This window comes from Pseudomonas sp. ERMR1:02, assembly GCF_002277815.1.
Taxonomy (GTDB): domain Bacteria; phylum Pseudomonadota; class Gammaproteobacteria; order Pseudomonadales; family Pseudomonadaceae; genus Aquipseudomonas.
This window is the reverse complement of record NZ_NKJI01000011.1, coordinates 100,664-113,473: the sequence shown is the minus strand read 5'-3', so window position 1 is coordinate 113,473 and position 12,810 is coordinate 100,664. Positions and strand designations below refer to the sequence as shown.

The following is a 12,810-nucleotide window of genomic DNA, read 5'->3' as shown; positions in this document are numbered from 1 at the left end:
TCCAGCCGGATTCAATGGTGCAAGATGGCTTGCAGGAACGCTTTTGTGCGTAGTTCCCGAGGTGCGGTAAAAAACGGTTCAGGAATGTTCTCCTCTACGATGCGCCCGCTTTCCATGAAGATCACACGGTCGGCGACCCGACGGGCAAAGCCCATTTCGTGGGTGACCACGACCATCGTGACGCCGGAGCGAGCAAGGTTCTGCATGACATCCAGTACTTCGCCAACCATTTCCGGGTCCAGCGCCGAAGTCGGCTCGTCGAACAGAATCGCGCGAGGCTCCATGGCCATGGTGCGGGCAATGGCAACACGCTGCTGTTGGCCGCCAGACAACTGACTCGGGTATTTGTGCGCGTGATCACCCATGCCGACCTTCACCAATAGCTCCTTGGCCCTGGCATGTGCATCACGTCGACTCAGCCCGCGCACGCGGATCGGCGCCAGTGACACGTTGTCCAGGACACTGAGGTGCGGATAGAGATTGAAGCTCTGGAACACCATGCCCACTTCACTGCGAATCGCCGCCAGTCGCGGACCGTTTTCGACCCGTTCGCCGGCTACGCGGATATGGCCTTTTTGGTAGTCTTCCAGAAGATTGATGCAGCGGATCAAGGTCGATTTCCCCGAACCGGACGGCCCAAGAATGACCACCACCTCGCCTTCTTCAACCTGCAGGTTGATATCGCTCAACGCTTGGAAATTGCCGTAGTACTTGTCGAGTTTTTCGATGTCTATCAACGTGCTCATGCAGTTTTTCCTCCAGTGGCGTTCCGGCGCTCAACCCAGCTGACCATTTGCACCAGCGGCAACAGCAACAACAGGTACAGCAAGGCAGCCCCTACCAGCGGCGTCGGGTTGGCCGCCAGTGCCTGCGCCTGGGTCGCCTGTTTCAGCAAGTCCGGCATCGCAACCACCGAGGCAAGCGCCGTATCTTTCATCACGTTGATGCAATTGCTGGTCATGGGCGGCATGACGATGCGCACGGCCTGCGGCAAAATCACATCGCGCATCGTGTTGAAAAAGCTCATGCCCTGAGAGGACGATGCCTCGAACTGGCCACGGGGAATGGCCTCGATGCCCGAACGGAAGATCTCGGCACTGTAGGCACATGAAACAAGTGAAAGCGCGCTGGCAGCGGCCGCAAAAGATGACAACCGAATGCCGACAAATGGCAGCGCGTAATAAATGAGAACCAACAGAACCAGTAATGGAATCGAGCGCATGATATCGATGTAGATACGCGCAAGCGCTCGAACAGGTGCGTAGGAGTACAATCGGAGCAAAGCCAGGAAAAGCCCGCCCACCAGGCCCAGGGCAATACTCACCACCCCCAGTAAGATGGTCACGCCCAGACCACGCATCATCAGCGGAAGCGAGTCGACGAGCACGTTCCAGTTGAAAAAAGTCTGCAAAAGATCCATGGAATACCTCGGTCAATACAAGTGACGACTGGCGTCGCCACTTTTACCCACAATCAGCAAGGGTCATTTGAGGACAGCAGTTACCTTCATGGTGCTCGAATCTTTGTCGGCTTCAGCGCCGAACCACTGCTTGTGGATCTTTCCGAGTGTGCCGTCTTCTTTCATTTTGCTGATGATGTCATTGACCTGATCGCTCATCGCCCAGCCCTTGGCGTGCATCAGCGAGTAACGCTCGCCGGTGGGAACTCGCGCAACGATGGTGTATTGCGGCTTGTCCTTGATGTAGTAGAGCACCGCCGGGATATCACTGAGGTAGCCATCGATTCGCCCGTTCGCCAGATCGAGCATTGCCGGCGATAGCCCTTCATAACGCGAAACATCAGCGAATTTGTACTCGTCCTTGTGCTGGCCGACCCACATGTCGCCCGTCGACCCTGTGTCGACGCCGACCACTTTGTCGGCCATATCGGCCAGGCCTTTGACCTTGGAGGTGGTCAGCGCGGTTAGTGACTGGTCGCTGTCGAAGTAAGGCTGTGCGAAAGCCACTGACTCCAGGCGCTTGGGGGTGATAGTGATCGATGAGATCGCGATCTCGACACGTTTGGATTGCACGGCACTGAACAGGCCGTTGAATGGAATATTGACGAACTCGACGCTTTTGCCGGCCCGCTTGGCCACCTCTTTTACGACATCGACCTCAAAGCCGACGAACTCACCTTTGGAATCCTGAAACTCCCACGGTACGTTGCCAACGTTAGCACCTACAGTCCAGTCAGCTGACCATGCTGGCAGTACAACTGCGGCGGTCATGAACAATCCCAACATCACTTTCGCTTTCATGTTTGCTCCCGATTGTTTGTTTTTTAGGTGCTAACAGCGGTTGATCTCGTACAACGTGGGATCGAGAGTAAATCAATGGATTATTTATTTCAACACCACTTGTCTATGAATTTTTTGCTCCGCTGTCGTCTTCAGTTTTCCTTAAGCGTCACGTCCAAAGGGCTAGTTAAGGTCAGAACCGAGCAAGGTGGCCGCGCGCAGCAAACTTCGCGGCAGGCAGAAAACGGCCAGTTTCTGCACGTCCCCACCGGCCGCTATAAAGGGTCGATTTCGGCCAGTCGTGACAGGCGGAAATCGGCCGATTCTGTTGAAAAAGTCGGATTTTCAGTTCGCCTGAACTCAGGCACGGCTACCACCGGAGAACCTACTCACCACATTGAGTGGTTTCTCGGCCCTTCGTTGACCTTTGCTGCTCTGTTATTGGGTTAATTTGAGGTTTTTTGCTTCGTGCAGGCGCACCTATCCCGTGGCAGGTGGCCCTTGAGATGTAAGTTTGGCCAGTCGACGCAGGTTCTGTACCGCAGCCGCCAGCGTGAACTCATCGGTCGCGCCACTCATGCCACGTAGCCGCAAGCGATCCAATTTCAGGATGCGCTTGAGGTGGACAAACAACATTTCGACCTTTTTACGTTCGTGGCGAGAGCGCTGATACGCCGGCGTTGCTGCAATGCGCCGAGCCACATCACGAGCGGCTTCATGGACGCTGCGAGCGATCTTGCGGAACGCCGTGTTCGGGCAGCACTTGGCTTTCATCGGACAGGAAACGCAGTCGGTCTGCCGGGATCGGAAGATGATGGTGTTGGCTTTGGTGACGTGCGAACGCTCATTCTTGAAGGCGCGCCATTCGCTGCGCAAGGCATTGCCGGCTGGGCAGCGGTATTCCTCAGTCTCCTCATTCCAGTGGAAATCGTTGCTCGATAAACTGTCGTTCTTGCGCTCGGTTTTGTCCCATACCGGCACATGCGGCTCGATGTCTTTTTCCTCCACCATCCAGGCCAGCATCGGCGGTTCCGTAAGCGGTGTCGCCAATAAGGCGTTCCGGCTTGATGTCGAACTGCGCCTCGACCCGGTCGATCATGATCTTGGTGCTCTCGACCTCGGCCGTGCGATGAGCCGGTGTGGGTTCCACATCCACGATGACACCGTGCTCGGTATCGATCAGATAATTCGTGGAGTAAGCGTAGAACGCTGGGCCACCTGGAGCTGCGGACCAGCGGGCTTGAGGATCAGTCAGCGATAGGCGCTTCGGTAGCGTTTCGGCCAGAGCCTCTTCATCGAGTGCCTCAAGATACTCACGCACGGCACGGGTGCTCAGGGCCGGATCGCTCCAGTTGACCTGTTCATCGCCCGGTACACCGCGCTGCCGGCTGGCATCCGCTTTGATGATGCTGGCGTCCACGGCAAAGCCTTCACCTTTGACCAAACCTGCGTCCATGCAACGACGCAGCACTTCATTGAACAGCCAGCGAAAGAGATCGCTGCCCCGAAAACGGCCGTGTCGATTTTTGGAAAAGGTCGAGTGATTGGGGACTTCATCTTCAAGGCTTAACCGGCAGAACCAGCGATACGCCAGGTTCAAATGGGTCTCTTCGCACAGCCGCCGCTCTGAGCGAATGCCGTAGCAATAGCCGACGATCAGCATGCGGATCATCAGCTCAGGATCAATCGAAGGACGCCCAATCGGGCTATAGAAATCGGCGAGGTAATGGCGCAGGTCGCTCAGATCGAGACACTGATCAATGCTGCGCAGAAGGTGATTGGCTGGGATGTGGTCTTCAAGGTTGAACGAGTAAAACAGTCGCTCCTGCCCACTCGATAACTGTCCCATCATGCTGTGTGATCCCCCGCCGGCCAATGAAGAGATTTTGCCGCAGGACAGACAAGGGAGCTACTTTTTCAACAGAATCGGCCAGAAACGGACGCTCACAAGCTCCCTACCTGTTTTTATCCAGTTCTGCCATTCACGTTCGTTTCCAGCCTTCGTGGGTCACTGCGAACCGGCTCGAATTCTGCGATGGATGCGAGACCTGTGATATAGAGGATGGCCAGTGGCCGCTCTATCTAGTATTTTTCCGCTGGTATCTGAGGAGAGCCTGAGAACTGTCCTACTACTGGTTTCCAAGACGACAGTTCGGACTTAGGGCCTAGGGGATTTACTGGAAAGCTTAAGCAGATGACAGTAAACAGAAAGCTAAAACCAATATCAACCTACTAAGGGAATGGGCCGATGAAAGTATTTATAGAAAAGCTATTATTTCAAAATAGATCACCGTTTGACTACCTAGATGTTAGCTTATCAGAAACGAAATTGCGGTACTGGCCGCAGCAAATGGTCGTGGTAAAACCACTATAATTTCCCATATAGCAGACGCTTTTCACGAATTGGCAAAAATTTGGTTTCCTGGCTCCTTTGAAGGAAAGGAAAATAAATTCTACCGAGTAACATCGGGATTGAATAATCTAGACCAGAGTCGCCCCTCCATATTTTATATGCGCTTAAATATGAATGGTGAAACAATTGATTATGTAGATATTATTGGAGCCATAAGAGAGGCAGAATATCAAGAATTAATGATGAGAACAAAATAAACTTCGACGCGTTGTCTCATAGCCTTAGTGAGAACAATCAAATCAAGCACTGGAAGATTGAAAAAACTCAGGCGCTATCAATCTTCGAATCGAACCTCATCACATACTTCCCTTCATACAGATACGAAACCCCTGGGTATATCAATCAGCCTTACGAGGTAAATTTATCCTTCCGGAAGGAAAACAATTTCAAGGGAGACTCCCCAACCCACTGGAGGTGGTTTCTGGACTGCGAACTTTTTCAAACTGGTTGATGGATATTGTGTTGGATATGCAGTATCAACAATCTGGCGTAGCTAATATAAAGTTATTGCTCGATCAAGTAATCACATTAATCTTACAAGGAAAATTCCAGCTAAATTTCGTTTCGGCGTTGGTCCGCGAGGATTGGTAATACGCGAATTCAAATAATAAATTCTGATACCAACGAATGCCTTTATCCGGCGATATTTCATATTTCCGCAGGCGAGGCTTCAGCGTTGTGCTTGGCCGGAGAAATCATACGGCAGGCGGATGTTATTGTTGGTGAAAACCCAATATCGACCGTGTCCGGTATAGTGCTCATTGACGAAGCAGATAAACATCTCCATATTCGACTTCAAAAAGAAGTTATGCCAAAATTGTTTTCGCTTTTTCCAAACGTACAGTTTATAACGAGTTCACACTCGCCATTTATGGCAATGGGTTGGCCGACGAAGCGATAAACCGCACCAAAATTATTGACCTGGATAACTTCGGCATCACAAAGAATCCTTATAATAGCGATCTTTATACCGAAGTTTACGATATGATGATTGGTGATAGCCTAGGTTTTCGAGAGCAATTCCTAAAGCTGAAAGCGACGAGCGAGGAAAGCGAGAAAACTCTAATAGTAACGGAAGGTAAAACTGACATCCAACATTTAAGGGCGGCGGCTAAGTCTTTAGGGTGTGGAGGCTCACTAAATTACTTCGATGTGCCCGCAGACTGGGGGGATTCGAAGCTTGAAAGACTCTTGGAGCAACTATCTAAACTTAAACAACGCTGCACAGTTATTGGGGTATTTGATCGAGACGTAGAAAAAATCGTTGCTGGTATTGAAGTAGATGGCAGAACGTTCAAAATTATGGTAACAATGTTTATGGTCTTTGCTTGCCCGTACCTCCTGGCCGAGAGACATATTCGAATATTTCTATTGAATTTTTTTATACAGATGATGAGCTTAAAAAACTCATGATGGAAAGCGCTTGCATTTCGACAATGAAATTTTTTACTTTCAATCTGCCTCCGCCAATAGAGGCAAGCCTGTACCTCAGCTCAGAGAGAGGCCCGACGGAGCCGAGGAGTCTATAAAGAAAATTTTCGACAGTAATGTTTCTGAGTTGGCCGGAGCGCATTCAAAGGCAAGGTTTGCAGATTTGGTTGAGGGAAATTTAGAATTCGCAAAAGATTTTGATTTCTCAAATTTCGGCTCGATATTTGAAAGAATTTCTCAGATTGAAGAATACGAAAGTGCGAAGATGCTGGTTAGCATGAGTTCGATATAGTATGTGGAGATTGCTGCTGACACTCTATCGAAGGGGTGTGATAGTTTAGTCCCAGCAATCTCCACCTTACCCGCTCCCTACACACTAGCAGCGTTTATCTCAACGGGTATATAGGTGGCTGGCGAGCAAGCATTCTAGTCTGGCCGATAGTTACCTCGCACAGACGCCAGCTTTGGGTCCAGGCTGTGTGAAAACGTTCGAGAGCAAATTTGAGTGTCAGAGTCAGGTGAAAATCGCGCTCCTACGCAAATTTCAGGTCAGCGGACTAGCCAATTGCTAACAGATTTTCTAGCAACGCAGACTTCCAAATAGTGCCTGCGTTTTTACACTGCTGGGTCGTTAGTGGCTATTTACCCGTCATGAACGCTTTGGTCGAAAGTAGCCATTACCGAACGCCCGCTTCTGGCCGATGTTTGTCTGTCACGAAGGACTGCGATCGCCCCAAAACCAACGGTGGCGACGGGCTGAGATCGGCCAAAAACGGTCATCAAGTGACTACGAAAACCAAGGGCGATTTATTTCTTCGGAGCAGTAGAGGAGGCTGCCGGGGCTACCAGCTACCGCTTAAGCCTTCTCAGTGCGCTCACTGTGGCGAGGGAGACGTCGGCACGACGATGAGGTATGCGCATCTGGCACCGGAGCATCTGCATGATGCAATCAGGCTCGGGTCGCTGGCTTATAGTGGCGCAATGCCTTTATGATGGCGCTTTAAAATTGACTTTATGGTGGTTATGGATAAGCGCAAGAGGCTGTATCAAGAGCTTTTCATTGCTTTTGCTTTGGGAAGCGTCCCTACCTTCATCGCCTACTGGTCAGGTGGAGTTGAGCTGCTGGACGCTGCGGTTAAGGCTCAGCTGCCGCCTGAGAAAGTACTCTGGTACCTGGTCACCTTGCCGGCCCCTTATCTCATAGCGGTTCTCTTTGACCGCTTTGTTTGGAAGAAAACCGAGCTGATGAAAGCTCGTTCTGCTTTCTGGCGCTCCACCTGGACAGAAGTCGGAACGGCATTCCACTCTCTGTGGCGTGTGTTGACAGGGCTTTTCTTTGCAATCGCGGTTCTTTGGTGGTGGTATGAGCCCGAAACATTTCAGCTATCGAACGCCAGCTTCTTTATCGTCTGGGGATTCGCATTGTTGGCACAGTGCTGGTTCTTTTCTCTAGGAAGAAGCATGCTTGAAGGGCGTGTGCGTCAGCTTTCCTGATCCCGCTCTCTAAACGTTTCGACAGCTTCCAGAAACGGAAATAAAAAGCCCTGTACAAACAGGGCTTTTTCGTTTGGAAAGTGGAGCGGGTGAAGGGAATCGAACCGCCGCTATGAATCGTCCCTGGTTTCGCAGACTTCCAAAATCAGGCCTTCGTGGAGGTCTGCTACTGGCCGATACTGTTGAAAAAGTCACCTACGGTTCCGACAACCAAAAATGTCCATCTGAGATTGAAATCTGGACGTGGAGCCAGGCGCTAATCGGATCAGATTTTGCGTAGCAGCGTGCAGAATGGATGTTTTCCAAGTCCAGCGCGGGTTGAGTCTCCCCACTCGGACTTTTTCAACAGAATCGGCCAAAACCGGTCATTGACTCCATCGACTTATTTCAAGCAATCACTCTCGCATACACCGATCGGTCAACATTCCCGCCGGACAAAATCACACCCACCCTTCTTCCCACCATTGTTTCACGCTCCTGAATGAGCGCCGCCAGGGCCGCCGCACCGGCTCCTTCAGCGAGGTTGTGGGTATCGGTGTAATACACGCGCATGGCCTCGGCAATCTGCTCCTCGCTGACCGATACGATCCGCTGCGCACCTGCCGCGTAGACGGCAAAGGCTTCGGGTATTGGCTTACGCACGGCAAGGCCGTCAGCAAAGGTATTGGCCGAGGCGGTATCGCATATTTCTCCGGTGTCGAACGACAACTTTGCGGCCGCAGCCTCTGTGGAAACCACACCCACCACCCGGGTTTTCAGACCCAGTGCATCGCGGGCGGCGATCACCCCGCAAATCCCCGACCCGCAGCCAATCGGCACGTAGACGGTATCCAGATCCGGCGCAGCCTTGAACAGCTCAAGCGCGTAAGTGGCCACGCCTTTGACCAACTCGGGATGGAACGGCGGAACCAGATAGAGGCCATGCGCTTGCGCCAGGCGCGCGGCCTCTTCACGAGCTTCATCGAAATCGCGGCCACACTCGACCACTTCGCCGCCAAAGGCGCGCATGGCATTGTTCTTTTCTACCGAGTTACCTTCCGGCACCACTATCAGCGCCCTCAAACCCAGCGCGCCAGCCGCCAGCGCCAGACTCTGGCCATGGTTGCCGCGGGTGGCACTGACAATCCCCTTGATGCCTGGGTGCTCGCGTTTGAGCCAGTGCATGAAGGTAATGCCACCACGCACCTTGAAAGCACCTGTAGGCGTGTGGTTTTCGTGCTTGACCCACACAGTGCAACCCAAGCGCTCTGCCAACAAAGGCCAAGAGTATTGAGCGGTAGCGGGCATGACCTGGTACACGTGGCGGGCAGCTTGTTCGATATCGTCGCGAGTCAGTCTGTGCATGAGTCGTCTCCCTGAGGTTTTGCCCAGTTTAGACACGGGCGCATCACACAGGCTTTCAAAAAACTGACCTGACTTTTGTGCGCCCGCTTCACTACTATGCTGTTCATGAGCCATCGAAACCGCCTTCAGCCAACGCCCTGCCCCGAACCGGTCCGCCGTGTCGAGGCCGGGCCCTGGGCGATTGAATTGCTACCCGGTGCCGCCTACGCGACCCGGTATGTAGCGCCCCAGGCAGCGATTGGCTTTGCCTTCGACAGCCAGCGAGGCCTGCACGCCATTGGCAGCGACCGGGTGCTGCCGTTCGATGCCATGCCCAATGGATTGGCCTTCGTCCCCGCCGGTTGTGACGTGTTGTCCGAGTCCCCCATGGGCGGTGAATACCTGCGGGTCATGCGCACCGACGGTATTGCGTTGGCGGGGGATCGTGCATTCAACAATCGCATTGATCACCAGGCCATTACCCTCGCCCTGCGAATGCGCGGCGCATTGTTGCAAGCCTCAGTGGAGGACGATTGGGAGGCTGATTGGGAGGTTTGGACACTTGCATTGGCTGAGCGGGCGACGGGCGATCAAGCGATGTCGCCTGCGCCCCAAGGCTCTATCACCGGCAGCCGAATGCGTCTGCTCGATGAATTTATTGACGCTGGCCTCGACGGGCCGCTGGGCATACCGGCAATGGCGGGACTACTTGGATTGTCCGAAGGATATTTCATACGGGCGTTCAAGAACGCGACAGGCAGGAGCCCGCACAGTTACCTGATCGACCGACGCCTCGCCAAGGCACGCGCGCTGATACGCGATTCGACAGCAAGCCTGGCAGAGATCGCCCACACCTGTGGCTTTAACTCCCAGGCGCACATGGCAACCACTTTCAGGCAACGCCTTGGATTGAGTCCGGTCCAGCTGCGTGGATATTCGGCCAAGAGCGATTGAAAGCAGTCATTGGCTCCGTCAACAAACCCTAGCGACCGACCAGCGAACTCGCCAACAACGCCTCCAACCCCATCGGCTTGGCAAATAATAACCCTGGGCCTGCCCTGCGCCCATTTCGCGCAGCAACTCCAGCGTCGCTTCATCCTCGACACCTTCGGCCACCACGCTGAGGTCCAGCGATTCGGCCATCCGCACAATCGCCCGGACGATCGCGCGACTGCGCGAACTGGTGGTCAGTTCGAGGATGAACGACTTGTCGATCTTCAAACCGCTGAAACGGTATTGATGCACATAGCTAAGGGATGAAAACCCTGCACCGAAGTCATCAAGCACCACTGACATGCCGTTGTCGGCCAATTGCTGCATGGTCCGTCGGGCAATCGCCGGCTCAGCCACCAGCGCTCCTTCGGTCAGCTCCAGGCAAATCCGCGCAGGCGAGACGCCGTGCCGCGCCAACAGTGCAAGCACATCACTGGCGAAGTCCGGGCGCGTCATGCTGTAGCTGGAGCAATTGACGTGCACCGGGGCCAATTGGCGTGCTGGGGCTTTGCAAGGATCACTGCAATGCTGGTAAGCATGTACAGGTCCAGTCGACCGATCAGGCGCAAACCCTCGACATCCGGCAAAAACTCGCCCGGCGCGATTACCCGACCGCCCGGCGGATGCCAGCGGATCAGCGCTTCAAGGGCCAACAGTTCGCCGGTTTCGACGCTGACAACCGGCTGGAAATACGGCAGCAGTTCGTCGGTACGTTTGAGTGCGTTGCGCAAGGCCCCTTCACGCTCGACCTGATCCGAGACTTCGCGGCGCACTTCCTGGTTGAACACCGCGTAGCTGTCGCGCCCGGCACTCTTGACCCGGTACATCGCTGCATCGGCATCGCGCAGCAAGTCTGCTGGCTCGTGATGGAACTGACTGTCGGCGCTGACGATACCGATACTGCAGGACGAGAAAACTTCATGACCATTGATGAAAAACGGCAGGTCAAAGGCCACCAGAATCCGTTCTGCGATTTCGATCAACACTTCCAGCGGCGCCTCGGGAGCGAGCACCGAAAACTCATCGCCCCCCAGGCGCGCCAGCATGTCGGTTTCGCGCAGACAACCGCGTAAACGGTGGGCGGCCTGCATCAACAGCAGGTCGCCAAAATGGTGGCCGAGGCTGTCGTTGACCATCTTGAATCGGTCGAGGTCGATAAACATCACCGCCAGGTGCCCGCCGTCGCGGCCGAACCGCGACCAGGCCAGATTGAGGCGCTGTTGCAGGTAGGTACGATTCGGTAGCCCGGTCAGCGCATCGTGGGAGTTTTCGTGTAGCAACTTGGCGTTGGCGTGATCGAGCTCGCGGGTGCGGTCCTGCACCCGGGTTTCCAGCTTGAGATTGGCGGCATGGATCGCTTCGGCGGCCGTGCGTCGCGACAACGCTGTGTCGATGTGCCGCGATACGAACGTCAGCAGTTCCTGGTCACGCAGGGTATAGCGCACCTGCGAGGTATAGCTTTGCACCGCAAGCACGCCACGCACCACATCGCCATCGAACAATGGAATGCCCAGCCAGGAGTGGGGCAGGACAGATTCATGGACCATTTCGATTTCACCGTGCGCAGACAATCGGTCAGCCTCGGCGGGGTCAATCAGGCAAGGTCGACGCTGACGGATAACGTACTCGGTCAGGCCCCGTCGCCCACGCCGTGCCATCGGGCGAGTGGTCTGCCGCTCATCGATATAGTACGGAAAGGTCACTTCACCGGTCGCGTCGTCGAACAGCGCAATGTAGAAGTTCTGCGCGAACAGCAAATCACCGACGATTCCATGCAAGGTTTGAAACAATTCAGCCATGTCGCCAGGCTGGCTCGACAGTTCAGCAATCTGGAACAGCGCGCTCTGCAGATGTTCGGCGCGCTCCCGGTCTGCCACTTCCTGCCTCAATGCGTCGTTGAGTGCCGAAAGCTCCAGGGTGCGTCGCATCACCGTCTCTTCCAGGTCCTCCCGGTGCAGAATCCGGTCCAGCGCCATGGCCACGTGGCGGGCCACCACCAGAAACAGCGCGCGGTCTTCAGCGCTGTAGGTGCGAGAAACGTCGTAGACCTGCATCGCAAGCATACCGAACACGTCATCCGAGGCATTTTTCAACGGTGCGCCCATCCAGAACTCGGGGCGATCACCTATGCAGTAGAAACGGCCCTCGGCCTGCGCCGCGAGAATGCCGGCAGCGTCGATCAGCAACGGCTGGCCACTGGTCAACACCTGGCCGGTCAAAGACAGGTGCGAGGGGTCAAGGTATTCGTAGTTCTCGGACTCCAGTGCATCAACGTCGATAATGTCGACGTAGTAGGGGTAGTCAATCTTGCCACTGCGCGGGTCATACAGCGCAAGATAGAAGTTCTCGGCATCGATCAGGCTAGCCAGCAGCCGGTGAACCCCCACCAGAAACACGGACCGGTCACGGGTCGAACTGGCCAGGTAGGTAATTTCATACAGCACACGCTGAGTAATCTGCGCACGGGCAAGGGTATTGGTCTGTACCTCAATGCCCAGGCCACGTGCAAACTCGGCGAGCGCCGGTTCCCCGGCATCGTTGACTGGCGCGAGTAGCCAACCCAGTACACTTTCGCCTCTACCGGTCGGCCAGCGGTGCAAGCGCCGGGGCAGGCAAAAGGCTTCAAACTCTTCATTCGCAACGCTTGATGGCCACTGCCCCGTGGGTCGCCCTGCCCGACCAAATGCATTTGTTCACCGGCGCGATAAACAGCCCACGCAGTGCTATGGGCCCAGCTGCGTGCTGAGTCCAACAACTGTTCGATCGCGTCCCCGTTGCCAGCGTAGGCCATGTCGACAGTAGCCGAGTTCCCTTTTGGCTGAGATGCGACAACGTCGCAATCGTTCGATTGCCGCGGCAAGTCGGTCAATGGACGAAAACTCATCAGCGCTCCCTGAGCCAAAATCTGGCGATATCA

Annotated in this window: 10 protein-coding genes and 2 pseudogenes; 6 read left to right on the top strand and 6 right to left on the bottom strand. The window is 54.6% G+C overall.

The features are described from left to right. Positions 1–11: 11 nt before the first annotated feature. From CES87_RS19815 to CES87_RS19805, 3 genes are all read right to left on the bottom strand, one after another. On the bottom strand, positions 12–746 hold the full coding sequence (locus CES87_RS19815; protein WP_128607443.1) for an amino acid ABC transporter ATP-binding protein: 735 nt from the start codon (positions 744–746) through the stop codon (positions 12–14). Further along, the gene (locus CES87_RS19810) at positions 743–1,420 is read right to left on the bottom strand and encodes an amino acid ABC transporter permease (RefSeq protein WP_128607442.1); all 678 of its coding nucleotides are present in this window, start codon (positions 1,418–1,420) and stop codon (positions 743–745) included. The genes CES87_RS19815 and CES87_RS19810 overlap by 4 nt, the downstream gene beginning before the upstream one ends. A gap of 63 nt (positions 1,421–1,483) precedes the next feature. After that, complete coding sequence (locus CES87_RS19805) at positions 1,484–2,260, bottom strand: transporter substrate-binding domain-containing protein (protein WP_128607441.1); 777 nt, start codon at positions 2,258–2,260, stop codon at positions 1,484–1,486. A 75-nt stretch (positions 2,261–2,335) separates the two neighbouring features. Here CES87_RS19805 and CES87_RS19800 point away from each other — a divergent pair, with 75 nt between their 5' ends. Next, positions 2,336–2,689, top strand: coding sequence for a hypothetical protein (locus CES87_RS19800; protein ID WP_128607440.1), 354 nt, complete (start codon positions 2,336–2,338; stop codon positions 2,687–2,689). A 30-nt stretch (positions 2,690–2,719) separates the two neighbouring features. Here CES87_RS19800 and CES87_RS19795 read toward each other — a convergent pair. After that, positions 2,720–4,091, bottom strand: a pseudogene (locus tag CES87_RS19795) (transposase). Between the two features lie 1,117 nt (positions 4,092–5,208). Between CES87_RS19795 and CES87_RS34440 the strand changes: the two are divergent. The 4 genes from CES87_RS34440 to CES87_RS19770 all read left to right on the top strand — a co-directional run bounded on the left by CES87_RS34440 (position 5,209) and on the right by CES87_RS19770 (position 7,577). Further along, positions 5,209–5,553 carry an AAA family ATPase gene (locus CES87_RS34440; RefSeq protein ID WP_128607509.1) on the top strand — a complete coding sequence of 115 codons (345 nt, stop codon included), beginning with the start codon at positions 5,209–5,211 and terminating at the stop codon, positions 5,551–5,553. Then, positions 5,535–6,065, top strand: coding sequence for a hypothetical protein (locus CES87_RS19785; protein WP_128607439.1), 531 nt, complete (start codon positions 5,535–5,537; stop codon positions 6,063–6,065). The genes CES87_RS34440 and CES87_RS19785 overlap by 19 nt, the downstream gene beginning before the upstream one ends. A gap of 10 nt (positions 6,066–6,075) precedes the next feature. After that, a complete protein-coding gene (locus CES87_RS19780) occupies positions 6,076–6,375 on the top strand; it encodes a hypothetical protein (protein ID WP_128607438.1) in 300 nt (99 codons plus the stop codon). Positions 6,376–7,106: 731 nt separating this feature from the next. Then, positions 7,107–7,577, top strand: a complete 471-nt coding sequence (locus tag CES87_RS19770; RefSeq protein ID WP_128607436.1) for a hypothetical protein — start codon at positions 7,107–7,109, stop codon at positions 7,575–7,577. Between the two features lie 387 nt (positions 7,578–7,964). Here the strand turns inward: CES87_RS19770 and CES87_RS19765 are convergent, their stop codons facing one another. Further along, positions 7,965–8,921, bottom strand: a complete 957-nt coding sequence (locus CES87_RS19765) for a threonine dehydratase (RefSeq protein ID WP_128607435.1) — start codon at positions 8,919–8,921, stop codon at positions 7,965–7,967. A gap of 96 nt (positions 8,922–9,017) precedes the next feature. Between CES87_RS19765 and CES87_RS19760 the strand changes: the two genes are divergently transcribed. Then, entirely contained in the window at positions 9,018–9,854 is an 837-nt protein-coding gene (locus CES87_RS19760) for a helix-turn-helix transcriptional regulator (RefSeq protein ID WP_128607434.1), read from the top strand. Between the two features lie 28 nt (positions 9,855–9,882). Here CES87_RS19760 and CES87_RS19755 read toward each other — a convergent pair. Continuing rightward, positions 9,883–12,777: pseudogene (locus CES87_RS19755) on the bottom strand (EAL domain-containing protein). Positions 12,778–12,810: the final 33 nt, after the last annotated feature.